The sequence below is a fragment of the Paenibacillus sp. J22FR5 genome (assembly GCF_059691975.1).
The window spans coordinates 19,101-43,148 of record NZ_JCAUAN010000001.1; the positions used below are offsets into that span (position 1 = coordinate 19,101).

21 protein-coding genes and 2 pseudogenes are annotated in these 24,048 nt (G+C 42.7%); 19 read left to right on the forward strand and 4 right to left on the reverse strand.

Annotation, left to right across the window (positions count from 1 at the left end; genetic code table 11):
• Positions 1–217: 217 nt before the first annotated feature.
• Positions 218–1,819 (reverse strand): response regulator transcription factor, encoded by a 1,602-nt coding sequence (locus tag AC58P7_RS00125; protein WP_497339348.1) that lies wholly within the window; start codon positions 1,817–1,819, stop codon positions 218–220.
• A complete protein-coding gene (locus tag AC58P7_RS00130; protein WP_497339349.1) occupies positions 1,794–3,590 on the reverse strand; it encodes a sensor histidine kinase in 1,797 nt (598 codons plus the stop codon). The genes AC58P7_RS00125 and AC58P7_RS00130 overlap by 26 nt, the downstream gene beginning before the upstream one ends.
• A gap of 134 nt (positions 3,591–3,724) precedes the next feature.
• On the opposite strand from AC58P7_RS00130, the gene AC58P7_RS00135 reads away from it, so the two are divergent.
• The 11 genes and pseudogenes from AC58P7_RS00135 (at position 3,725) to AC58P7_RS00185 (ending at position 12,352) form a co-directional block, all read left to right on the forward strand.
• On the forward strand, positions 3,725–5,053 hold the full coding sequence (locus tag AC58P7_RS00135) for an ABC transporter substrate-binding protein (protein ID WP_497339350.1): 1,329 nt from the start codon (positions 3,725–3,727) through the stop codon (positions 5,051–5,053).
• 98 nt (positions 5,054–5,151) lie between these two features.
• On the forward strand, positions 5,152–6,024 hold the full coding sequence (locus tag AC58P7_RS00140) for a carbohydrate ABC transporter permease (RefSeq protein ID WP_497339351.1): 873 nt from the start codon (positions 5,152–5,154) through the stop codon (positions 6,022–6,024).
• Entirely contained in the window at positions 6,021–6,854 is an 834-nt protein-coding gene (locus AC58P7_RS00145) for a carbohydrate ABC transporter permease (RefSeq protein ID WP_497339352.1), read from the forward strand. The genes AC58P7_RS00140 and AC58P7_RS00145 overlap by 4 nt, the downstream gene beginning before the upstream one ends.
• 45 nt (positions 6,855–6,899) lie before the next feature.
• Positions 6,900–7,736, forward strand: a complete 837-nt coding sequence (locus AC58P7_RS00150; RefSeq protein ID WP_497339353.1) for an SDR family NAD(P)-dependent oxidoreductase — start codon at positions 6,900–6,902, stop codon at positions 7,734–7,736.
• Between the two features lie 33 nt (positions 7,737–7,769).
• The gene (locus AC58P7_RS00155; RefSeq protein ID WP_497339354.1) at positions 7,770–8,651 is read left to right on the forward strand and encodes an amidohydrolase family protein; all 882 of its coding nucleotides are present in this window, start codon (positions 7,770–7,772) and stop codon (positions 8,649–8,651) included.
• Between the two features lie 6 nt (positions 8,652–8,657).
• Positions 8,658–8,780 carry a hypothetical protein gene (locus AC58P7_RS00160; protein ID WP_497339355.1) on the forward strand — a complete coding sequence of 41 codons (123 nt, stop codon included), beginning with the start codon at positions 8,658–8,660 and terminating at the stop codon, positions 8,778–8,780.
• 68 nt (positions 8,781–8,848) lie between these two features.
• Positions 8,849–10,783 carry a DUF8034 domain-containing protein gene (locus tag AC58P7_RS00165; RefSeq protein ID WP_497339356.1) on the forward strand — a complete coding sequence of 645 codons (1,935 nt, stop codon included), beginning with the start codon at positions 8,849–8,851 and terminating at the stop codon, positions 10,781–10,783.
• 257 nt (positions 10,784–11,040) lie between these two features.
• Positions 11,041–11,272 (forward strand): annotated as a pseudogene (locus tag AC58P7_RS00170) (SDR family NAD(P)-dependent oxidoreductase); the annotation flags it as partial.
• Between the two features lie 105 nt (positions 11,273–11,377).
• On the forward strand, positions 11,378–11,701 hold the full coding sequence (locus AC58P7_RS00175) for an L-rhamnose mutarotase (protein ID WP_497339357.1): 324 nt from the start codon (positions 11,378–11,380) through the stop codon (positions 11,699–11,701).
• A 316-nt stretch (positions 11,702–12,017) separates the two neighbouring features.
• Positions 12,018–12,140, forward strand: a pseudogene (locus tag AC58P7_RS00180) (transposase); the annotation flags it as partial.
• A gap of 68 nt (positions 12,141–12,208) precedes the next feature.
• Entirely contained in the window at positions 12,209–12,352 is a 144-nt protein-coding gene (locus AC58P7_RS00185) for a hypothetical protein (protein WP_497339358.1), read from the forward strand.
• Positions 12,353–12,445: 93 nt separating this feature from the next.
• Here the strand turns inward: AC58P7_RS00185 and AC58P7_RS00190 are convergent, their stop codons facing one another.
• Positions 12,446–12,769 (reverse strand): DDE-type integrase/transposase/recombinase, encoded by a 324-nt coding sequence (locus tag AC58P7_RS00190; RefSeq protein WP_497339932.1) that lies wholly within the window; start codon positions 12,767–12,769, stop codon positions 12,446–12,448.
• A gap of 306 nt (positions 12,770–13,075) precedes the next feature.
• On the opposite strand from AC58P7_RS00190, the gene AC58P7_RS00195 reads away from it, so the two are divergent.
• Complete coding sequence (locus tag AC58P7_RS00195) at positions 13,076–13,498, forward strand: MarR family winged helix-turn-helix transcriptional regulator (RefSeq protein WP_497339359.1); 423 nt, start codon at positions 13,076–13,078, stop codon at positions 13,496–13,498.
• A gap of 139 nt (positions 13,499–13,637) precedes the next feature.
• On the forward strand, positions 13,638–14,243 hold the full coding sequence (locus AC58P7_RS00200; protein ID WP_497339360.1) for a pentapeptide repeat-containing protein: 606 nt from the start codon (positions 13,638–13,640) through the stop codon (positions 14,241–14,243).
• Between the two features lie 523 nt (positions 14,244–14,766).
• Here the strand turns inward: AC58P7_RS00200 and AC58P7_RS00205 are convergent.
• Complete coding sequence (locus AC58P7_RS00205; protein ID WP_497339361.1) at positions 14,767–14,904, reverse strand: hypothetical protein; 138 nt, start codon at positions 14,902–14,904, stop codon at positions 14,767–14,769.
• A 255-nt stretch (positions 14,905–15,159) separates the two neighbouring features.
• Between AC58P7_RS00205 and AC58P7_RS00210 the strand changes: the two genes are divergently transcribed.
• The 6 genes from AC58P7_RS00210 (at position 15,160) to AC58P7_RS00235 (ending at position 23,910) form a co-directional block, all read left to right on the forward strand.
• Entirely contained in the window at positions 15,160–16,977 is a 1,818-nt protein-coding gene (locus AC58P7_RS00210) for a sensor histidine kinase (protein WP_497339362.1), read from the forward strand.
• On the forward strand, positions 16,952–18,559 hold the full coding sequence (locus AC58P7_RS00215) for a response regulator transcription factor (protein ID WP_497339363.1): 1,608 nt from the start codon (positions 16,952–16,954) through the stop codon (positions 18,557–18,559). The genes AC58P7_RS00210 and AC58P7_RS00215 overlap by 26 nt, the downstream gene beginning before the upstream one ends.
• Positions 18,560–18,685: 126 nt before the next feature.
• Complete coding sequence (locus tag AC58P7_RS00220) at positions 18,686–20,020, forward strand: ABC transporter substrate-binding protein (protein ID WP_497339364.1); 1,335 nt, start codon at positions 18,686–18,688, stop codon at positions 20,018–20,020.
• A gap of 82 nt (positions 20,021–20,102) precedes the next feature.
• The gene (locus AC58P7_RS00225) at positions 20,103–20,963 is read left to right on the forward strand and encodes a carbohydrate ABC transporter permease (protein WP_497339933.1); all 861 of its coding nucleotides are present in this window, start codon (positions 20,103–20,105) and stop codon (positions 20,961–20,963) included.
• A complete protein-coding gene (locus AC58P7_RS00230) occupies positions 20,963–21,781 on the forward strand; it encodes a carbohydrate ABC transporter permease (RefSeq protein ID WP_497339365.1) in 819 nt (272 codons plus the stop codon). Before AC58P7_RS00225 ends, AC58P7_RS00230 begins: the two co-directional genes overlap by 1 nt.
• 20 nt (positions 21,782–21,801) lie before the next feature.
• Complete coding sequence (locus AC58P7_RS00235) at positions 21,802–23,910, forward strand: alpha-galactosidase (protein WP_497339366.1); 2,109 nt, start codon at positions 21,802–21,804, stop codon at positions 23,908–23,910.
• Positions 23,911–24,048: the final 138 nt, after the last annotated feature.

The window sequence follows — 24,048 nt, forward strand, 5'->3', positions numbered from 1 at the left end:
CTTATTGTTATCTGTTCGCCAGATACCTTACTCCCTCGTTGAGTTAATTCGCAATGTATGATATCTTGCGTAAAGATAGCGAAGGTGTTTAAGTAATGTACTGAAATATTTATTAAACCGCATGCATTTGCTGGCGTTTCATTGCCTTTACAAAACAAACGAGGGGATGATACAACCTTAATTTATAAGTGAAAATCAAGGTTATACCCAATTAATTTTAACCATCTCTTGCATGTAAATTCCGGTATTCCATTGGAGATAGCCCAGTATTTTGTTTGAATTTACGGAAAAAGTAGTTTGAATCGAGAAAACCGATTTGTCCTGCGATTTCAGAGACTCTCATAAGTGTCGATTCAAGCAGTACCTTTGCCTTATCGAGTCTCAAGCGATTTAAATAGTCACTAAAGTATTCGCCAGTTTCTTCTTTGAACAAGCGTCCCAAGTAAATGTTATTCACGTTAAAACGAGGAGAAAGAATTTGCAGGCTAATTTCTTCAGAATAGTGGGTTTGGACATAATGTTCGACTTGCTCAATAATTGGATTTTTTTTCTTGAAAGCGCAATTTTTGATAGCATTTTCTAGTTCATTTAATAATTGGAGCAGATCGCTACGAATTTCGCCGATTTCATTTCTAACGAGCAGTCTTTGTAAGGATTGATTCTCAATTAAAAATTCGTTCAGGGGTAGCTTTTTTTGCTTTAAAGTTTGCTTGATTAGCACGATCCACTCGAAAGCAATACATTTGGTGGCAGCAAGAGCGTCAGCTTGAGTGGAAGCCCACTGAAAGTCGCTACCCATAGCTTCAGTCCATAAATCGCGGTCACCAGAAATTAAGATAGTGACGAGGTGTTCACGTGTTTCTAAACCCAATGATGTCTGACTTTGCATATGCATGATATGAGTGCTATCGACGCATAATGGTCCTGCAGTTAAGGGGATCTTATCTTGAAGGTGAAGCGCATCACTATATGAATTATAGACGGTATTCATTTGGAAAGTCACGTTGCCTAGCGTGCAGAACCATGGTGTTTTCAGTATGGACGCATAGTTGTTTGCGACTTCCTGCATCCACAGCAAATTCTTTTTGGCAAATGCTAAGCCATCAGAGTATTCATTACCCTTACCAGTTAAGAGGCATACAACCTCCCTATTTTGATTAAGAAATGCTCGACCTTTATCTAGTTCCTGGAGTGCTTCATCTACACTATTGACGATGGCAAACGATCGGAATTGCTGTTCCCCTTGCGATACTTCCCGTTCGTTCCAATCTTGCCATGTGATTACACCCACTTGAAAGAAATCATATTTTCGCATATCCAAACCGAGAAAAACCAACTTCTCTGAGAGTTGATCTGCATCGATGCGATTTTCCATCCATCGCAAGAAAATGTTATCGTGTAAAAGCTGAAAGGATTCACGCTTCAATTGCTCGCTTCTCCATTGCTCGTGTTTCTTTTCACAGCAGGTTTTAATAATGGATGTAAGTTCGTGTGCATCCACAGGCTTCAGTAAATAATCTTCTACTTGAAATTTCATCGCTTTGCGTACATAAGCGTAATCGTCGTAACCACTAAGCACGATGATTTGCGTATTCAACCCTTTATTTCGGATCTGTTCGATCAATTCCAATCCGTCACCCTGAGGCATGCGGATATCAGTTAAAACAATATCAGGAAGCCGCTCTTCAATAAACTTTAGAGCCTCGTATCCTCCTTCTGCTGTGCCTGTAATTTCGATGCCTAAGTCATCCCAATCTATGAAATGTATTAAGCCTTTTCGTATAAATTGATCATCATCTACGATTAACAGCTTGGTCATGATTACTCACCCTACCTTTGTTGTCGTTATAAGGGATCTTAATATGCACGCCGAATCCATCTGTTTGAACAGCTATGTCCTTAAGAACAAATAGTCCATATTCTTCGCCGAAATAGTTTTTAATTCGTTCGTGTACATTTTTCAAGCCGAGATGCTTGTCTGGTAAATAATTCGGAGATTCTAGCGTATTTATAAGATTCGCCAGTTGGTTCGGTGAGATTCCAATTCCGTTGTTTCCAATGTATATCGTCAAATTTTCTTCTTCTCGTGCAATATTTATTGAAATCGTCGGATTATCCCGTTTTTCCAATTGACCATGCTGGATTGCATTTTCAATGATCGGTTGGAGGCTGAATTTGAGTAAATGATGCTCATTAAGATTAAGTACCGAATTAATCTCCAATTGGATGACATTGGATTTCCCCATGTTGAAAAGCTCCAGATAGTATTCCATATACTGTAGTTCTTCATGAATAGGGATGACATCGTCATCCTGTTTCAACATCCAACGAAATAATTTACCTAAGGTATGCAACTTCTCAGCTAGAACACGATGCCCGCTTACGACCGCTTGCATACGTAGAGACTCTAAGGTATTGAACAAAAAGTGAGGATTGATCTGCATCTTCAGAGCCACAAATTCGGCATTTCGTCTCTGAATGTCAGTTACATATACACGATTAATATATTCTTTGAGATTCTCAGTCATTCGATTAAATCTGGCAATTAATTCACTAATTTCATCATACCCTTGAACTGGCATAGGTTCTGTAAAAGGATTCGTCTGAACTTTTTTAAAGTGCTGCATCAGCTGCTTTAATCGGTTCACAACAATTGTTTGGATGCTGAAAATCAAGAGAAGACAGATTGGGTAGGCTATACCCAGAATTAAAATAATAAACATCGTAATTTTATTCAAATTGGATTGGATTGCAGTTTTTTTCTTAGCTCCAATTATTTCGATCTCATACTGCTCCAGAGAAATGCTACTTAATAAGTAGTTACTGAAGTTGCTAACTGCGGAGCTACTCTTAGAATCGGTGTCAAGTAATATATTTCCTTTCTGTTTAATAATTAATCGGCTTTCCGAATTTCCTTGGGCTTGAAACAGGTCTGATAAGATTTTTGTATCGATAATCATTGCAAAATAACCGTTTACTTTATTCGGATTAATGCTTATAAGATCGAAAACAGGATTGGCGAAATAAATCATAGGTGTAGATGGGTTTAGTACGCCATTGACATCTCCGATATAAGGGAAATTGTAATCATTTGGGAGTTTTTTGAAAAATGCGGGAAAATCAAACGAATTGTTTATTTGCAATTGCTGAAGCTGGGAGGTAAGGGCAAACAATTTCTGATCATTTATACGATAAAAAAGGAAAGCATTCGCAATTGGATTTCTATTGAGTAGAAGAGAAAGGACTCCATTAAAATAATTTTTCTCTTTAAGTTTCCCTTGTTCATCATCGGGGGCGGGTATCCTGTTCGTCAGAAAAAATTGGTTAGTTCCAATTGAAGGATCGTTTGTGTTGTAAATGGATACAGTTTCCCGTTTAAACCGTTCTAGGGTGTCGACAAGGTGAAGCTTCAAATTTTCTGTTCTAATGTTCAGAAGTTCCTTCTCTCTTTGTTCAAGCAACTGATAGAAGCTGTTATAGGTCAAATAGCCAAGCATGATAAATACAACTAAGAGGGAGATTCCTATGCCCATATTCAATTTTCGAAAAATATAGGGACCAATATACTGTTTATACATCTGGATGAGCACGTAGAACCTCCAAACTTGTAAAAGTAGTTTAGTTAATCTAGTAAAAGTATCATTATTCCTGTGGAAGCGTTTTAGTGTTTGTTTAATAATAAGAAAGTAAACAAATATTATAAGAAATGAAGGGGGAAGTCAATTTGAAGAAGATTCTTACCATAGTCTCCGCTTGTGTGATCGTATCTAGCCTATCTGCGTGTGGGAACAACAATACTGCGGAAAAACCTGCAGAAACGAAAAACCCTAGTGCTGCGGTAACATCGGCAGCTAAGCCAGCAGCTAAGCCAACAGAAATTGTATTTCAGTCCTGGGTTACGCCTAATTTGACAGCAGAGTTTTATGACGGCTTAATTAAAAAATTTGAAGCAACTAATCCTGATATTAAAGTGAAACGCATTCAACCTCCTGGGAATGAAGGCAGTCCAGATAACTATCTGAAGACACTGCTTGCTTCTGGTGATTTTCCCGATGTTATTCAGAATGCGACGACTAAACTTTTTGTCGATGCAGATGCTTTGCTAGAAATACCGGTTGATAATGATATTAAAAACATAAAGAATTATGAAACGGATTTCATTAATGGAAAATTGTATCAAATTACTACGGCGGGAAGTCAACCGCAAACGCTTATTTTCTATAATAAAAAGCTGTTTGCCGATGCAGGCATTACAACATTGCCTAAAACTTGGGCAGAACTTGAAGATGCTTGCGCGAAGTTAAAGGCTAAAAACATTACCCCTCTTTTAACTGCAGGAGATTGGACGTCAGGGTTCACGTTCTCTGCTCTGACCTCCCCAACGGTTTTCTTGGATAAAAAAGCTTGGTATACAGATCGTTACGATGGCAAGGTGAAATTTACGGACACGGCTTGGATGGAAGCAGCTAACTATTATAATGATCTTGTGCAAAAAGGGTACTTCAACAAAGGCGCATTAAGTATCGATTATGCTGCTGTGGAACAAGAATTTTTAAAGGGTAATGGAGCAATGTATCCGATGGGTATTTGGTACACAGCTTCGGATGCGAAAGCCAAGAAAGACTTTGAGGTAGGGGTGTTCCCAGTACCAACAAAGGATGGATCACAATTTATTCTTGGAGGAGAGAATGGCGCAGGTCTTGCTATTTCAAAGAAAACCAAAAATTCAGAGGCAGCTATTAAATTCGCAAAATTCATGATGCTGAATAGCGAAAATAACAAAAAGTTTTTAGAAACGGATGGCCTTTTCTCCACGATGAAAGATCCGGTTAAGTGGGACATGAGTCCGTTGCAAACAGAAGTCTCTAATTTATTGGCGAAAAACCCACCAATGGTCGGATTCTACAATAATAAAGTCGGAAGTGTGCCTGTAGCGGGGATTCAGGATCAATATAACAAGGTAAGTCAAAACATAATAGCAAATCAAGGCAAAGCTGATCTGAAAAAAGAAATGCAATCGCTTGACTATTATTGGGATAAAAATAAAAAATAAATAGAACTTTGCTCTAAGACAAACAACAATGAACAAGGGCGCATAGATAATATGTGCCTTTGTTCATTGAATTACACTACCTATAGGCGGCGAGACAAATGAAAAAACGGGACTTTTGGTCATCTGCACTAATGTTCTCCCCTGGTTTCATCATCTATATCTGTTTCTTGATGATTCCCATTATTTTATGTTTCTATTACGCATTTACGGATTGGAATGGGATAGACCCCGCCTATCATCTAGTTGGCTTGGAAAATTTCCGTGAGGCCATTATGGATAAACAATTTCATCGCGCAATAGGAGTAACTTTGTTTATAACAATAGTTACAACCGTTTTTGTCAACGTATTTGGGATCTTTTTCGCAGTGATGTTAAATAAGAAAGGAAGAATGACGAACTTCTACCGTTCCGTATTTTTCTTTCCACTTCTCATTAGTTCAGTTGCGGTTGGTTTCATTTGGAAGAGCATTTTAAGCTATAACGGCCTGTTAAATAATTTAATTGTTCACTTTGGATGGCAAAAAATCGAGTTTCTTGGAAACCCTAACCTCGCTATACTAACGGTGACATTTTTGGCTATATGGCAATCAACAGGTTTTGTAATTGTTATTTATTTGGGAGGACTTCAAATCATTCCAAAGGAGCTTTTTGATGCTACGAACATAGATGGAGCCTCAAGATGGCAGCAGTTTCGCAATGTGACATTCCCATTTTTGGCTCCTGCTTTTACGACAAGTATTGTATTTATGTTTACAGGAATGATGCGCGAATACGATCGTGTTGCTGTGTTAACTTACGGGGGCCCGGGCGGGTCAACAGAAACGATTGCGTACACTGTGGTCAAAGTTGGTTTTAACGCGAATAGATTAGGCTATGCTTCTAGCTTGGCTGTATATATGCTGATGCTTGTAGGCGTGTTCGCAGTTGCACTGACAGTACTTCTCCGAAAGAGAGAGGAGCGGATTGTATGATGAGTCGAAGATTTGAAGTGGGGCGCCATGCGCTATTACTAGTTCTATCCCTTTTTCTATTGGTTCCATTTTATATTGCATTCGTAAATGCCTTTAAAATTAGAGCGGATATTCTAAGTAACCCTCTTTCATTACCATTAGCAAAATTAACGTTCGATAACTTCGTCCGTTCGGCGGTTACGCCTTCATTTAATATATTTAAAGCTTATGGGACATCAATTTTAATTACATCAGCTTCGGTCTTTATCACGATTTTAATTTGTTCAATGATGTCTTTTGTTATCGCGAGAAATAAACATCGCTTTTTTTCACTTACCTATTTACTGCTTTTATCTGGTTTAATGATTCCGCCTCAAGTTATTCTAATTCCAACCGTTAAAGTATTGAGCAAATTCGGGCTGATGTTCACCCCTCAGGGCCTTATTATTTACAATATCGCGTTTTATGTGCCATTCACTGTATTTACCTATGTTGGGTATATACGCACAATTTCAGAGGAGCTTGATGAGTCAGCAAAGATGGATGGAGCAGGGAAAATGAAGATCTTTTGGGCCATTATTTTTCCTCTGCTGCGCCCGGCTACGGCAACTATTGTCATATTTCTTTGCTTATGGATATGGAATGATTTTATTAGTCCATCCATTATTTTAGGCTCCACGAAAGCATACACAGTAACTACAGGGATATTCCGTGCAATCGGACAGTATAGTACAAACTGGGAAGATATATTTGCTCTTGTTATTATGGCTTCTTTTCCAGTCTTTCTGTTATATCTATTCATGCAAAAACAATTTATTTCAGGACTTACGGAAGGATCACTTAAAGGATAAACCTAAAATCGTTGATGCCATTTTAATAACTGTTGCAGCGGAGAAATGGAAAGAAGTGTTATTGCGATGGCTGACTATATCGATGAATTGAAAACAAATTTGATTATCAAAAGTGGTGAGTCTATGGAAGATTTACGTGGCAAAATAGCTCTTGTGACAGGTTCAACAAGCGGTATCGGCAGATCGGCAGCGATTGAATTAGCGCGACATGGAGTGAAAGTAACTGTACATGGCATAAATGAAGAGGATGGACATCAGGTAGTGGATGAGATCTGTGAGTTAGGCGGTGAGGCCATATTCGTGAATCAGAATTTATTTCTTCGGGAAGCTCCAAAGCAACTCATTGATCAAACGATAGGTCGCTGGGGAGGATTGGACATTCTTGTCAATAATGCAGCTATAGTCTGTAATAAACCAATTGAAGATATCAGTCATGAAGATTGGGATTCGCTGTTTGCGGTGAACGTAAAAGCTCCATTCTTCCTGACTCAGGAAGCGCTACCGTGGTTGAAACGTAACGGCGAGAGCGTTGTGATCAACGTAAGCTCGATAAACCGACTTGTTAATTGCCCCAATAATCTCGTCTATGATGCGATGAAAGCAGCTTTGAATCATATGACTCGCGGACTTTCATTAGATCTGCGCGAAGTCAATATCCGGGTGAATGCGCTTATGCCCGGAGGAACAGCGACGCCACTTTTGAACGAATGGTTAAAGGTGACCAATCATTCACCTGAACAAATTGAGCAGATCTATAAAGAATCCAAAAATGTGGCTACTCCCGAGCAAATTGCGGCAGCGATTGTCTTTTTTGCGAGCAGGCGCTCATCTTGGATTAATGGCGCGGAAATTCCGGTTGACGGTGGATACTTTATCGGCTAGTAGAAAAAGTCTGAAGTGGGGAGTGCAAAGTAAATGTACTACGCCAATACTATGATCGATGCGCACCAGCATTATTGGCAATTAAACCGCAAAGATTATGGATGGCTTACGTCCGAATTGAAGCCTCTATACCGTGATTACATGCCGGACGATTTGGAATCGTCGCTGTGTAAACATGGCGTTACTGGCACGATCGCCGTTCAGGCAGCGCCTACGGTCGAAGAAACAGAATTTTTATTAGCGTTGTCGGAGCGAAACAAGAGATTGATCGGCGTTGTTGGCTGGATCGACTTGGATTCGGACGATGCACCAGAAACATTGCAGTATTTGAGCCAACGATACCCAAGATTTGTTGGGGTTCGTCCGATGCTGCATACACTGCAGGACAATGACTGGGTGCTGCGGCCAAGGGTCGTTCGTCATCTTAGGTTACTGGCAAAAGAGGGTATTCCGCTTGATCTAGTACTACGATCAAGCCAGCTCCCCTATGTTGTACATTTGCTTGAACAGGTGCCAGAACTTAGGGTAGTTCTGAATCACTTGGGTTCGCCAGAAGTGCAGAGGCCAGAAACCTTTCAGGACTGGGCCACATGCATATCGGCCATTGCAGCTCATCCTGAAGCGATGTGCAAAATATCCGGGTTGATTACGTTGTTCGGCGGATATGATCCTAAACGTTTAAAACCATATGTAGCTCAAGTGCTTCATGCGTTTGGTCCGAACCGTGCCATGTTTGGCAGCGATTGGCCCGTTTCTTTGCTTGCGGGCGATTATGACGAGGTGGTGCGGCTCTTTTTTGACTGCCTTCCTGAGGGGCTTAATCAAAATGATGTGGACGGGATTACAGGTAAGAATGCACTTCGCTTTTATAGAATTCAAGAGAAGATAGGTATAAGGGGAGGAGTCGAAGTATAAAGAAATATGGCGATTGGAGGCGACGTATTGACCTTTGCTATCGTCGATAAATTGAGCGCAAAGGGAGTTGTTCCTCAGGTCTTGATCAGTGCCTATCGGATGGAGGAGATGGCCACAATCGCGAGTTAACCGACCGTTATCAAGATTGGATTCGATACCTATAATTCACTTTCAATCCTAAAGGGGGAGTTTTCTGAATGTCAGCGTCGAAGCAAAATGAACATATCGTGAGCATCACCGCAGCCAACCGAATAGCACCTCCGCAATGGGCGCTGCAGGAGCAGTTATTATTCGATACGCTGAACAAAGCGGCGAAGGAATTCGTAGCGCGCTATACCCGTCCGGACGGAACGCTCATTTGGTTTGACCATTGGCCGGGTATGGATGGATCGGATGATCCGTTCGAAGGGTTTATGAATTTGGCACTCCTGTATGTGCTTGGTGGAAGCGGAGAGCTACACGAAATTTCCCGGCGGATATTCGATGGCATTACGTGGCAATGGACGGAGTATGGTCAAATTCACCGGGAGTTCGACGCATATTACGATTGGATGCACCACGGCGAAGGTTATTTGTACTTTTATTTTCTTGGGTTGGCTGGACCGGCAACACTGAAGGATCGCCAGAGAGCGCAACAGTTCGCAGCTATGTATACAGGGGACGATCCTGATGCGCCAAACTACGATAAAGAGCGGAAGTTGATCCGCTCACCGCTGAATGGAAGCAGAGGCCCCCGGTATGAAGTCACGGCAGAAGACTGGAGCACGCATCGGGGTATTTTGGATGATTATCTAGCTCCTTATGAAGATATTCCCGGCGTCGATTTTGCGAGTGGTAAATGTGCCTGGTCCAACGACCAAGTGTACCAACGTTTGATCACAATGATGAATGAGCGGATGAATCGTGGTGACGTACCACTGAATTTGAACGCAACGGGACTGATTACCCATGCCTATATGCAATCCGGAGATGAGAAGCTGCGTCAGTGGGTCGTCGAGTATGTAAACGCCTGGCAGGAGCGGACAGCGTCCAACGGAGGCATCATTCCGGATAATGTCGGATTGACTGGACAAATCGGTGAATATAATGATGGCAAATGGTGGGGAGGTTACTACGGTTGGCGATGGCCGCATGGTTTCATGACGATTATCGAGCCGCTGACTAATGCCTGTATGAACATGGCGATGCTGACTGGGGATTTGAACGGGCTGCGGCTGGCGAGAGAGCAGCTGGACCGTAACTGGGAACTGGGCAAGGAGCAGGACGGAAAATGGCTAGTTCCATACAAGCATTTCGACAGTGGCTGGGCGGATTATCGTGAAGCGTTGCCGAAGTATCCGATCTATCTATGGTCTCTATCGATGGCTGATGAAGACTTGACAAGAGTTGAGCGCATTGCAAAAGATCACGATTGGAACGAAGTGATCGTTCCTGCTTTTTCTGGACGAGATCCCAAGACCGGCAGAGAGACGAAGCATTACATTGGCAATACTCAGCCTTGGTATCAGTACATTCGAGGGCTCAATCCCGGATATCCGGAACGGATCTTAAACGCGAACTACGAAGTGATCAGCAATCAGTTGGCGAAAATGAGGGCGCCGGAGGGGAATCCTCACAGCTGGACAGAACATTTTAACGAAGGTATGTATTCTGCTATTCATATATGGCAAGAAATGTGCCCTGTATACTTTGAAGGTCTCGTACAGCTAACACTAGGCGGTCCGATGCATATTTCGCATGGGGGGCTTCAGCACGGCCGAGTCCGTTACTTCGACTGTGTTCATAAGCGTCCGGGCTTGCCGCAAGGGGTGTCAGCTTTAGTTGAGAAGCTGACAGCGGACTCCGTCACGTTGCAGCTTGTAAATACGAGTCTGTTCACTGCACAGGCTCTTATTATTCAGGCGGGTGTGTTCGGTGAGCACCAGTTTACAGACGGTGAAATCCTGAGCCATGACGGAGAAGTAGTCGGAAGCATCTCCGTCAATGCAAAGTGGCTTTGCGTCGAAATGCCCGAAGGAACGAGCATCTCATTGCGTCTTACCATGGAACGTTTCGTGAACGACCCGACTTATGCTATGCCTTGGGAGGAAGAAGATAAACAGCGAGTTCAGGGACGTTCGAGGTCTAAATAATGATGAGCAACAACATAAAACAGATTCACGCACGCGTGCTTTTCAATGCCTCTAGGTATTCTTCATCGCTTTAAACCTTTCAAAATTAAAATAATAGATAAAATGGTGGACTTCCCTTTAGATCAAAATTAGTTAGTTTGCTTGAAAGAGAACTAATAGAGAGTCGGGTCTATCGGTTGATAATTAAAGACATAAAGGATTGAGAGTATGCTTTTGCAAACTAAAGTAGCGCTGATTACAGATGCTGGTTCAGGTATCGGGAAAAGTATGCGGCAACGAAAGACGCAGTGCTCGCTTTAACCAAATCAATGCAGGTCGATTATGCGGTCTATAATATTCGGGTCAAATTGACTGTTGCCGGGGACTATTTTGATACCGTTTGTGGAGAACTATTTGAGAACATCGTATGACGACCCGGCTGCCGAGAAAGCGTCAATAAAACAGCGTCAGCTCAGCGGAGAAATGGGCACGCCAGAGGATGCTGGGAGAAACAGGTGTATTTGAAGCTCGGAGAAGTCGTGACAATCGAGATTGAAATGCTAGGAGCACTGACAAACCGCATGGTAAGCGAACAAGAGTAGGGGAGTGGGATAATTGGCAGCAAAGCGGATAATGGAAGTCAGAGTGGCTCATCTTCATCCTGATCAAGTCGAGCGGTACGAACAGCTACACCGTGATATACCTGGGGGGAACGAAAAGCATATGCGGGAGGCTGGCATCGTTTCTTTAAGGATTTTTCGCGAGGGGCTGACCCTGTTTATGATTGTCGAGTCTGATCCATCTCTATCGCTTTCCAATCGGGTCATTGATCACCGTCTGGAAGAAGAATGGCACCGGCTGACAGTTGAATGTTTTTCGAACATATGGCAGGATGCTAGTGACATTTACCGATTCCATAGGGAAGACTTCGAGGGATGAACTAATGGAGACCACCACGATACTTCTATAATGAGCGTGTCTGTGTGGCAATATCTTCGGACAGGGGTTCAGTCTGCATGGACTGGAGCGTGAGGGGAGAGGAGCATGGCTTCGAAATTACCGCTAGAGTTATCTCACACGAATAAGTCGAGATATATCGAAAGTTGGAAATGGTGCTGGCTTCACGCGGAGACTATCGAGATAATTAGGTGTGCATGGCAGGAACGGATAAGTTAAATTCCATATTGCACTTAGAATAAAAAGTGGACGTCTCTTAGTGTAGAAGTAATAATGATTTTAACCACAAAGATATAATGAAACTTTCAAACGTGAAGCTGTAAAATATGTGCAAGAGCAAACTAAATCCTTAGAGCATATCGCGGTCGAGTTAAATATCAATCCCGGTACCCTTCGAAACTGGTTGGGGAAATACCGGTAAGTGAAATAGATAGACTACAATCACTATTCCTCCTAAGGTGATTGTAGTCTATTTTGGGAGTGAAAAGAATGTTTAATAATCTAAAATTGGAAAATGAGAATTTTTATACTTCTTCAGCTGATTTTATGTTTGTTGATGGATATTCTGGAATTGGCAATTCACTCCTTGCAAAGAAGATTTGTGAAGATATCAATAGAATTATAGTTCAGTAGTACTAACTAACGTGTCTAGTAGTGGTAGCGAAAAAAAGGGTTGTGGTGCAAGAATAAAAATGGATAGCAAATACCCAACAAAATATAATTTAACTATGCCACAATACCAAATATTTTATTGAGCCATTTAACATCAGTTAGGACAGACGAATTATTTTTCGCCTGTCCTTTACTTATCATATGCATGGCCTCGATTCCCTTCAACGTCTGTTCTGCAGTGTGAAACGTTTTGAAACCAAGCATTGGTTTTGTGATTTTCTTTATAAATCGATGATCTTGTTCCACAATGTTGTTTAAATACTTTGTCTGTCTAACCAAAGTTTCTTTTGGCAGGACTTTTTCATTTGTTAATTCTTGTATGGCTGGTGGATATGCAGGGTTTTTGTCGGGCGTTAGAAATTTTAAACTTCGCTTTATCTCTGAATTCGGTTATGAACCTGCGCGATTAACACGTTATATTCCTGAAGGGTGAAACTTGAGATAACGAAAACTTGTAACCCCTTATTTATAAACAGATAAGGAATTAGTTACAGTTGTCATAACATTATTTTTCGAAGCTATTTCGCAGTTACAGGTCTATCACCACGGGAGTACCGGGACGAAAACAGTAAGGGGATAATGAGGAAGTTGAAGGTGAGGGCATAATGCGATATACCTTTCCATTTCACAGTAGTTGACTTATCAACTACTGTGGTATATTCTTTCATGGGATGTGATTACAAAATGGATTTACTCGATAATATTGCTGTCTTAATTCATGATGTCAAATTAGATGTAGCTATGTGCATGACTAAAAGTTTAGCTCCGTATGGTATTACGCCTGAACAAGCTTTTATGATTGTTTTGCTCAATGAACGGGATGGATTGTCTCAGGGTGAAATTGCTTTCGCTTTAAGAAAAGATAAATCAAGCATCACTCGGATGATAATGAGCCTTGAAAATAAAGGTGTAATGCACAGAATTACTAGTAGTTATGACCGCCGTTACTTTAAAGTGTCATTAACAGATAAAGGTAAGAGCTTAGCTACAAATGTAATACCTTGTATTTCAGGAACTATTGATGTACTTCAAACAGGTTTTTCACTTGAAGAAATGAATGAATTACGCAGGCTTCTAATTAAGATACGCGATAATATGAAAAAATGATTTGCACACCCAATAGTTGATAGATCAACTATTGGGTGTGGAGCAGGAATTGGAATTTTATGAAAAATAAAAAAGATTTGGTACGGATTTCGCCGACAGCAGAATACCAAATGTTCGCTTTTAGACTAGGAGGAGTATCATGTTTGAACATATCAATCAAAATTATGAAAGAGTAGACTTTCGCAATCAAGATTTGAGATATGGCGAGCTAATAAGTTGCACTTTTCATCGTTGCACATTTGCTAACGGATCGTTAGAGGAGATTACAACGAGGAACTGCCGTTTCGTTGAATGTAATTTTCGGGGTGCCTCGTTAAATAGCTCCGTTCATAAGGAATCCGCGTTTGAAAATTGTAACTTTACCGAAGCAAATCTATTTGTTTCGAAGTTTGAAAACTGCAAAATGACGGGTTCAGATTTTTCCAGTGCCAAAATGGATGGAATCACTATACTCCAAGGGGATTGGTCTTATACGAATTTGAGAAGTGCCAGACTGGTTAAGCAAGATTTACGTGGAATTAAATTTTTAGAATCAGATTTATCCGAAGCCAATTTAGAAAGAGCCGACTTAAGAAATTGTGATCTTACGAGAACAATGCTAGCTAAAGCGAAATTACAGGGAGCTGATGTAAGGGGAGCTAAAATGGATGGTGTGGATTTCAAAGCCATCACGATCAAGGGGGTACGAATGGATACAGAGCAAGCAGTGTTGTTTACACTCTCGTATGGAGCCAAAATGAATTAAATGACTATCGGTCTCATCCTTCATTAAACTAACGGTGAACGTTTGTTCGATAAAAGAGAAGTTCTATCCAAAGAAACCACTCCATTATTAGTTGTTAGGAGTGGTTTTGTCTTTATATCCTAATGTATATTTATGTTCAAACTGTACTTTGTGTTTAGATACATTATGGTGAACCGTACCACAAGTAAGCACATGGTCAGTATGTTGGAAGCATCGAAGAACAATTGAATGTCCTTGATGTGAAATTGATGAATAAAGAATAAAAAAAGACAGATAATACTCCAATAAATAATAGGGGGACTCTAAACTGAAAATAACATATATAATACAGTTTTTTGTTTATTCCTCTTTATTCCTCTTTATTCCTCTTTATTAAATGGTGTAGGGATAATTACTTTACTAACCGTCTTTAATAAGAAAAATTGGGTTGAGGAAACATGGGGAACTAACAAGTAGACTAATAAAAAACTCTCGTATACAACTCGGTGAATTGAATGGTTTTCTGAGGTGATAACCTATTAAGCTAAACTGATACGAGTTCAATACAAAGAGCCGTAAAGGGATTATGTGCATTTTCAAATGTTGATACTTGAACTTTGACGATAAAGGTAAAACCACCTTCAAATTCTCTTTTTATATTTAGAATCTTAGCATCCCACAAAGCAACTGTTTAGCGTTGATCATGCACCCTAGTCTCGAAGTAGCCATTCAAAAATTTGAACAATAAGAATACAAAATGTTGAATTGTAAGAAGTGGGATTGATGATACAATGTGGTATAATCGATCCTATTATAAAATATAGGAATTTTATGTTTCACATAATAATTTGGCTATATTTCTCCATAAACGCACTCGTCCTAAGAGGACGGCGCAGCCGTTTATTTTGAATGGACTAACAGGGGAAGTTGGGATGGCATGATCAGGTGGCTATTGATGAATAGGAGCATTCGTACAAAGATTGTCTGGAGCAGTGTCCTGATCTCCTTGATCCCGATGCTGGTACTTTCGATGATCTTTTACCAGTCGAGCGCCCGTTCCTTGGAAAATTCGATGTTCCGAAGTTCGGACCAGAATGCGGAATATTTATCAGGATATCTGGATCAATATTTTAGCAACATTTCGTCGTCCGCCCTACAAATATACGGTTTTGAACGCATCCTCAATCTTATGGAGCATGGGGCGAATTATAATGATGCTGACATTATTTTGCTCAGAGAATCGATAAAAAATTATGATTTGCTGATTCAAAATAAAAACAAAGATATTATTAAGATCATGATCTTCGGCAAAGACAATAAGCTGGAAGATTCGTGGTCCAGAGCAGCTAGCTATGAGTCGGTCAAAGTGGATCAGAGTATTCCTCATTTCAATGAGATGCTTGATTTACCATTCCAACAGACACTTATGTTTACTTATAAAGACGTCGCTTTACACCAGGACTTTTTCGTCTATTCCATACCAATTTATGATCCGTTCTATCGAACGAAGTTCGGATCGCTTGTTTTTTATATCCAGAGTAAGGAATTGGCGAAAATGATTGAAGCGAACAATCACACGCCGAATGTCATTGTGCTGCAGAATTCGAGGGGTGAACCATTTTATCAGACGAATGAAAACTATGCCGATATCGTGCCCAAATACGAAAAACCTGAAATCAACTGGCAAAACGATCCGAAGTCTATCCAATTGCACAAAAAGAATGATCTATTTGTTGGTACGTCTCGACTCAATTATGGCAATATTGCACTTTCCATCGTGTATCCGAATCCGGAGCTGGCACAGAACCGTAGAAACATTTTGATGACGACGGTTGTGGCGTTCATTTTCGTGATGCTAAGCATCGCACTCCTGTCGATTCTCGCACAGCATTACATTACCCGCCCCATCAAGCTTCTCGGAAAAGCGATGAAAGCTGTTCGCAATGGCAATTTTCATGTTAGTTTGCAACAAAATGCCAATTATCGTGATGATATCTCAGAACTGACGCGGAATTTCAATTTCATGACAGATAAAATCCGGGAGCTAATTGAATCCAAGTATGAAATGCAGCTTCGCAATAAAGAAGCACAAATTCTTGCACTGCAAATGCAGATCAATCCGCATTTTCTATACAACACGCTGCAGACGATCGGCGGGAAAGCTGTACTTATTGGGGATTATGAGATTCACGAGATGTGCCGCGCTTTAGGTGACATGTTCCGTTACAGCTTTTATGAGGGAAATGTCGAGTCCACGATTGGTCAGGAGCTCGCACATGTGAATAATTATTTGTACATTCAGCAGCTCCGTTTCGAGGAAACGCTGCAGATCGAGTTTGATGTCTCCACTGATCTGATGGACTGTGCCATTATCCGTTTCGTCATGCAGCCGATTATTGAGAATGTGATCGTTCACGCGTTCAGTAAGCGAGATGATGAGCAGCATCTTCGTATTGGCGTTAGCGTTCTGCAGGAACATGACTCTGTTGTACTGACGGTTCAAGATAACGGACCTGGCATCGAAACGAAGAAGCTGATTGCGCTGCAGTCGTCGTTCGAGAACAAGTCGTCCGACGTGTTTTATGGCGTATCTATAGGGCTCAAGAATGTGCATGAACGAATAAGACTGGTTTATGGATCCCCATTTGGCTTGGACATCGAGAGTGAGATGGGCATTGGAACGACGATTCGCATACGAATTCCTTACAATCATAATGGGGGTGACAGCTTTGTACAAAGTAATGGTCGTGGATGACGAATCGTTGGGGAGAAAGTCCGTTTGTAAAATGATTAGTGAGCTTGCTCTGGATGTAGAAGTCATTGCGGAAGCGAAACATGGCGAAGAAGCACTGGAGCTCATGCGAATTAGTAAGCCTCATATCATTGTGACGGACATGAATATGCCGGTCATGAACGGACAACAATTTCTCGAAGTATTGTACACCAACTATTCCGAAATTAAAGTTATCGTGATCAGCGGCTACTCCCAATTTGAATATATGAAAGCTGCGGTGACTTATCAAGCGTGCGAGTATGTGTTAAAGCCGATATCCATGTTGGATTTGAAAAGTGCGCTAGTGAAAGCCATGGAAGCAAGCCATAACCATTTGACGCGGCAGCAGCAAAAAAAATTTACACAAGACATGTGGCAGCTCCGCAGAGAAGTGTTCCTTCAACATGTAACGAGCCGCAGGATCACGAATGTGGCCGATATTCAGGCGCAAGCGGAAGAACTAACGATTTCCAGCGCCAAAGGAAGTTACCGATTGACGGTATGCATGTTTCGGCAATTTCATGCCATTTCGATAAAGAAATTTCATGGGAATGCTGATTTGTTGATGTATAGCATTGAAAATATTTTGGCTGAAGTGCTCTTCTCAGCTGGACAAGACGTTGTTCCGCTCATCTACAAATCAGACGACAGGATGAGTCTTTGTCTTTATTTCCCTGAGTCCGCTTACGACGAGCCACAGATCCGTCAACTGCTCGTTTCCTTCCACAACGCGATTCACCAGATGCTGCAACTAGATGTAGTAGCTGGGTTAAGCAACGTGTTCAATAGGCTGGAACGACTGCCTGATGCTTTCGATACCGCCTATGAGCAGATGAGAAATAACGAACTGCATACAACGAGTTTCTCGTTGAGTTCTCCGCATGCGTCCACCGGAACGGCAACAACTTCGCCAGAGATGTTAACGGTTTTTGAGTTGAAAACGATGCAGCAAGTGTTTGCCACAGGCAATGGAACCGAGAGTCGCGAGTTGCTGCGAAATTTCTTGCACAAAGCGGAAAAAATGAGTGGACTCTCCATCCGTGAGGGTCAGCGTGCGCTCAAAAAGCTTACGGAGACAGCCGCCGCTGAGATGAAAGAATTGGTGCTTGCCTATCCGCAGCTATTCGATGTTCGTTCAATTACGGCTGTAGTGGATCACTGCCAGTTTAGACACTTCCTAGCGGAATTCACCGAAGCGATTGAGGAATATCATGCGAGCAAGGGGATGACGCCATCCGTTCACTCTATTCACGAGATTGCTTCTTTTTTGGATGCGCACTATTTTGAAGACATCAGTCTGATCGATATTGCCACACGTTTTCACCTCGACCCGAGTTACTTGAGTAAGCAGTTTAAGTCAGTGACCTCGGAGAACTTCATCGAGTATGTGACGCGTAAACGGATGGAAAAAGCATGCGAGCTGCTTAACTTGTCCGAATATAAAATTAATGAGATCTCCGAGCTTGTTGGCTATGAGAATCAACGATATTTTAGCCAAGTGTTTAAAAAATTCACGGGAAAAACGCCTTCCGAGTATCGAGATCGGCATGCGGAAAAATCCTAAACACCAAAATTTTGAACATCCAAACGACAATTTATTTTATTACGATTCCTTCTTTCAAAGCGTAAGATAGGATTCAGAACGAGGGATTAGTGTTCTAAGCCGAAAACGAGGAAGAGGGGTAAAGATATGAAAAAGTTTGCAAGTGTAGGTCTTTCCGCAACGATGGTGGCACTTTTATTGTCAGCTTGTGGCAGCAACAGCAGCACTAATACAGCAAGCACAGCGACACCAGCTGCGAGCAGCGACAGCAAGCCGGCGGCTACCGCAACGGCAAAAGTTGAGAAGCCGGTTACGATTACCTTCATGCATTTCAAAAGTGATGTCACAGACGGTGTAGCCAAAATCGTCGAGCAGTTCGAAAAGCAGAACCCCAACATCAAGGTCGAGGTACAGCCTGTTAAATATGATGATTACTACACCCTATTGAAAACGAAAATGGCTAGCGGCGATATCGTTGACGTGTTTACGTTAAATGCGGGCAGCCAAACGAAGCTGCTGCATGATGGCGGCTATCTGGAAGATTTGACGGGTAAGGATTTCATGTCCAACTTCGATCCAAGCGTGTTGAAAGCGCAAGCAACAGACGGTAAAAACTATATCATGCCCGTTAACGCTACGCCAATTGCTGTTTTTTATAACAAAAAAATATTCAGCGATCTGGGGCTGCAAGTTCCTAGAACGTACGATGCCATGATCGCAGCAGCTAAAAAGATAAAAGATGCGGGCAAAACACCATTCGCCCTTGGTTGGAAGGACAACTGGACGCTAGGCATGTGGTTGAGCCGAGATCTGCCAAGTAATACGGCGCTTGTAGAGAAGCAAGCAGACTTCTTCTCCAAAATAGAGAAGGGTACAGCCAAATTTGCTGACAACGCGGCTTCCAAAACCGTAATCGCGCATGCGCAAGATTTGTTTGACCTTGGTAACAAGGACCAGCTCGGTGTTGATTACAATGGGATCGTAGACCTCTTCTCCAAAGGCGATGTCGGTATGATGTACATGGGCACTTGGCCTTTAGCGGATATTCAAAAGAAAAATCCAGATTTGTATAACACAGGCATGGGCTACTTCCCGTATCCGTTCAGCAATGATGAAAGCTTGAATAAGCTTGAATTTAACCCAGATGCTTCACTTGCAGTAAACAGCAAATCCGAGCATAAAGATGCGGCGTTGAAGTTCCTTGCCTTCATGGCGAGCAAAGAAGGCGGAGACGCGTGGGTTAAAAATATTAACTCGTTGAGCTTTGTCAAAGGTGCTTCAACAGACATCGCGCCTGCGGTCAACGATCTGAAGCCTTATTTCGATAAAGGACTTACGTACGATTCGCAATCCTACATTACAACGACGATTGATTGGACCACACCATTCTCGCAATATGTTCAAAAAGTGTTTTTCAAGAAATCAACGCCTGATCAAATTATTAAGGATATGGATGACTGGGTTGCCAAAAATCACAAATAACGACAGAGTTATAACGGCATAGGCTACTGCCTATGCCGTTATTCATCAGAAAGGGAATTAACCTATGGGAAGCTTGAAACGAATGATCCGTGGTGAGTTCTGGTATGTCCTGTTCCTTATTCCGGGTATTCTTTTATTTACGTTAGCAGTGCTGATTCCCCTAGTGATGGGAGCTCGATATTCCTTCACAAGTTGGGACGGTGTATCACGCAAGCTGACGTATATTGGTTGGGAAAACTACGTGCATGCCTTTCAAGACTCGGACGTATGGGCCGCTCTTGGAAATACGTTTAAATATGCGATTATTCTTATGGTGCTTGTAAATGTACTATCTCTTCTGCTGGCCTTGCTGCTGGATTCTTATTTGAAATTGAAGAACTTGTTTCGGACGATCTTCTTCCTGCCGAGCATACTCTCCATCGTTTTATCTGGTTTTATTTGGAAATATAATTTCAGCACTGGATTTCCCAAGCTGCTGAACATGTTCGGTTGGGATGTGACAAGTCCGCTTGGCAACCCTGATCATGCCTTATTCGGATTAATTCTCGTAGCCCTATGGCAGGGCGTGGGTACGCCAATGATTATCTATATCGCTGGTTTACAAGGCATTCCGAGCGAGCTTCTGGAGAGTGCCAAAATGGATGGAGCCGGCATGTGGCGAGCATTCTGGCATGTGACATTACCGTTACTTGCGCCTTCGCTTACGATTAACCTTCTCCTTGTTTTGACAGGCTCATTGAAAGTATTTGATCTTGTTTGGGTAACCACACAAGGGGGGCCGGGCTTTGCTACTGAGGTAATTACGACGTTCATCTATAAAACGGCTTTCAATTCCTTTAAAGCAGGCTACGGCATGGCGCTATCGATGATGTTCTTCGTCATTCTGGTCATCGTGACAATTGTGCAATTATCCATTTTCAGAAGACGGGAAGTGGAGATGTAATGAAAATAACGCGAATCAGCACTTTCGCTGCTGTTGCCGTATTGGCTATTCTATTTGTATTCCCGATGTATGTTGCCCTGCTAATGTCACTCAAAACGGCGAAGCAAACCTTCGACTCCTTCTATGCGTTGCCGACGAGTTTGAACTTTGCTAATTATACGCATGCGTGGACTACGTCCAAATATCCCGCTGCGCTGATTAACAGCTTAATTGTTACGACGATCTCCGTTGCGCTGATTATCTTCGCTTCTGCGCTTTCTGGTTATGCGATTGCTCGGAGGAATAAGCCGTTTTATAACTTTATATTCATCTTGTTTCTATCGGGCATGATGGTCCCTTTTCAAGTCATTATGCTGCCGTTGTATCAGATCGGCAAATCGTTCCATCTCGTCAATTCGCATTGGGGACTTGCGCTGATCTATGGCGGTTTCGGTGTGCAGATGGGCGTACTGTTCTACACCGGTTTTGTGAAAGGTATTTCGCGTGAAATCGAAGAAGCCGCCAGGATTGATGGCTGTTCAACACCGGGAATTTTTATCCGAGTTGTGATGCCTCTGCTGAAGCCGGTTACGGCGACGGTACTCGTTATTAATGCGCTGTATATTTGGAATGATTTCTTACTTCCATTACTCTATCTGCAGGACAAAAATTACCGTACGATTCCGCTCCAGCAGTATTTCTTCTTCGGTCAATACAGCAGCGACTTAAATCTTGCTTTTGCTTATGCCGTTATGGGCATGATTCCGATCATCATCTTTTTCTTGTTTATGCAGAGATTCATCATTAAAGGGATTGCCGCCGGAGCAATCAAGGGATAGATACAAGGGGGACGGTAGAGGTGCCTGTAACGTACTTGGACAAAGAAAACATCTTCGAAATCCGCACGGATCACTCATCTTATCTGTTTGGGATCAACGAGAAAGGTACCATTCAGCATTTATATTGGGGAGCCCATGTAGAGGCCGCGGATTGTGGTTATTTATTAGCTAGCAGGCTGCACAGTTCCTTCGATGCGGAAATCGATCGGGAGACCGAAGAATACGGAGGCTGGGGTGGCTGCAATTATGCCGAACCAGCGTTGAAAGTTTCGTTTGCTGATGGCGTACGTGACTTGAAACTGAGGTATGAAGGGCACCGAATTGAGAGTGACAACGAAGTAGTCCTTCGCATGGTAGATGCGTTTTACGCGATAAGTGTCGAAGTTCATTACAAAGTGAGGCCAGAACACGATCTGATTGAACGTTACGTGCAGATACACAATGGGCTAGCAGAGTCGGTTCGCATTGAGCAGGTCATGGCAGCTGTCTGGACGGTACAGGCTCTGTCTGATTACCGAATGACGCATGTGACAGGCCAGTGGGCTGGTGAGTACCAACTAAGATCGACAGTTTTATCCGAGGGGAAAAAGGTGCTTGAATCGCGCAGAGGCTTCACCGGTCCACACGCCAATCCATGGTTTGCAATGGACAACGGGAAGGCGGACGAAGTATCCGGAAATGTGTGGTTCGGCGCGCTTGGCTGGAGCGGAAACTGGAAAATCGTTGCGGAGAAGACGACGTTCGGACATGTGCGAATCGTCGGCGGTGTGAACGATTTTGACAGCTCTTTCGTGCTGGCGCCCGGGGATGTATATGCTTCGCCTGTATTCGTCGGCGGATTCACGTCGGGCGGTTTCGGTCAAATGAGCCGCAACCTGCATCAATACGAAAAGGCTTACGTGCTGCCAACAAGCAAGCTGCGCAAAGTGCTGTACAATTCCTGGGAGGCGACCGAATTCGCCGTAACTGTGGAAGGGCAGAAGGAGCTGGCACGACAGGCAGCTCGTCTGGGCGTAGAGCGATTCGTCGTGGACGACGGCTGGTTTGGTCAGCGCCATAGTGACAGAGCAGGTTTAGGCGATTGGTATGTCAATGCGGAGAAGTTCCCCAATGGACTAGAAGAGCTGATCGAGCACGTAAAGGGACTGGGGATGGAGTTTGGGCTATGGGTAGAGCCAGAGTCGGTCAATCCGGACAGTGACTTGTATCGATCGCATCCGGAATGGGTGTATCACTTCCCAACGCGCGAAGGAACGCAATTGCGCAATCAATTGCTATTGAATTTAGGACTGCCCGAAGTGAAGCATTTCGTTCTCGATTTCATGACGACCTTACTGACGAAGTATGATATTCGTTTTATCAAATGGGATATGAACCGTACCGTGACAGAGCCAGGCACTTCGGTTTCTGGGGATGCAGGGGCCGCCATGTGGATTAAGCATGTGGATCACCTATACGCCATATGGGCTGAGCTTCGCGAACGGTTCCCCCATGTGGAATTTGAGACATGCGCAGGCGGCGGCGCGAGAATTGATCTTGGCATTTTGCGATATGCAGATCAAGCATGGATTAGTGATAACACCGATGCGCGTGACCGGTTAGCGATTCAAGAGGGATTCTCATACGCCTACAGCCCAGCTGTCATGATGTGTTGGGTGACGGAGTCACCGCATGGCTTTAACGGTAGGAGGCTCCCTTTATCGTACCGATTCCACAGTGCGATGATGGGCGGTCTGGGCATCGGGGCGAATATCAGTAAATGGTCGGTTGAGGAAATAGAAGAAGCGAAGCGCTATGTGGAGCTGTACAAAGAGATCAGGCCGATGATAATGAACGGCAGCCTATATCGGCTATCGTCGTTGAGGGATGCGAATTTGGCGGCTTATCAGTATCTAAGTGCAGATGAACGTGAGGCTGTTGTGTTTGCGTTTTTGCAATCCCAGCATTTTGGCTCTGAAGTTCGGAATTTGCGGCTGCAGGGGCTTGAGACCCAGGCGTCCTATGAGATACAGATTAACGATGGAGATGCCCTCGTTCGTCATGGCTCGACCCTTATGAACCTCGGTGTTCCGTTGACGCTGCGAGGGGATTATCAAAGTATGATGATACGAGTGAAGATGATGAAATAGAGATCGGTTGGACGAAACGCAAGGTGACTTGCGTTTTTATTGTTTTCAAAAATTGAGACATTGAATCCACAAAATATTGGATTCAATTCAACAGGAAACGAACGATATAATCTGTAGTGTAAGCGTTAACATAAATTA

Coding starts and splice junctions, on each gene's coding strand:
- AC58P7_RS00125 (WP_497339348.1), bottom strand. CDS start 1,819: ATGACCAAGCTGTTAATCGTAGATGATGATCAATTTATACGAAAAGGC.
- AC58P7_RS00140 (WP_497339351.1), top strand. CDS start 5,152: ATGAAAAAACGGGACTTTTGGTCATCTGCACTAATGTTCTCCCCTGGT.
- AC58P7_RS00145 (WP_497339352.1), top strand. CDS start 6,021: ATGATGAGTCGAAGATTTGAAGTGGGGCGCCATGCGCTATTACTAGTT.
- AC58P7_RS00150 (WP_497339353.1), top strand. CDS start 6,900: ATGGAAAGAAGTGTTATTGCGATGGCTGACTATATCGATGAATTGAAA.
- AC58P7_RS00155 (WP_497339354.1), top strand. CDS start 7,770: ATGTACTACGCCAATACTATGATCGATGCGCACCAGCATTATTGGCAA.
- AC58P7_RS00160 (WP_497339355.1), top strand. CDS start 8,658: ATGGCGATTGGAGGCGACGTATTGACCTTTGCTATCGTCGATAAATTG.
- AC58P7_RS00165 (WP_497339356.1), top strand. CDS start 8,849: ATGTCAGCGTCGAAGCAAAATGAACATATCGTGAGCATCACCGCAGCC.
- AC58P7_RS00185 (WP_497339358.1), top strand. CDS start 12,209: ATGTTTAATAATCTAAAATTGGAAAATGAGAATTTTTATACTTCTTCA.
- AC58P7_RS00195 (WP_497339359.1), top strand. CDS start 13,076: ATGGATTTACTCGATAATATTGCTGTCTTAATTCATGATGTCAAATTA.
- AC58P7_RS00200 (WP_497339360.1), top strand. CDS start 13,638: ATGTTTGAACATATCAATCAAAATTATGAAAGAGTAGACTTTCGCAAT.
- AC58P7_RS00210 (WP_497339362.1), top strand. CDS start 15,160: ATGATCAGGTGGCTATTGATGAATAGGAGCATTCGTACAAAGATTGTC.
- AC58P7_RS00220 (WP_497339364.1), top strand. CDS start 18,686: ATGAAAAAGTTTGCAAGTGTAGGTCTTTCCGCAACGATGGTGGCACTT.
- AC58P7_RS00225 (WP_497339933.1), top strand. CDS start 20,103: ATGATCCGTGGTGAGTTCTGGTATGTCCTGTTCCTTATTCCGGGTATT.
- AC58P7_RS00230 (WP_497339365.1), top strand. CDS start 20,963: ATGAAAATAACGCGAATCAGCACTTTCGCTGCTGTTGCCGTATTGGCT.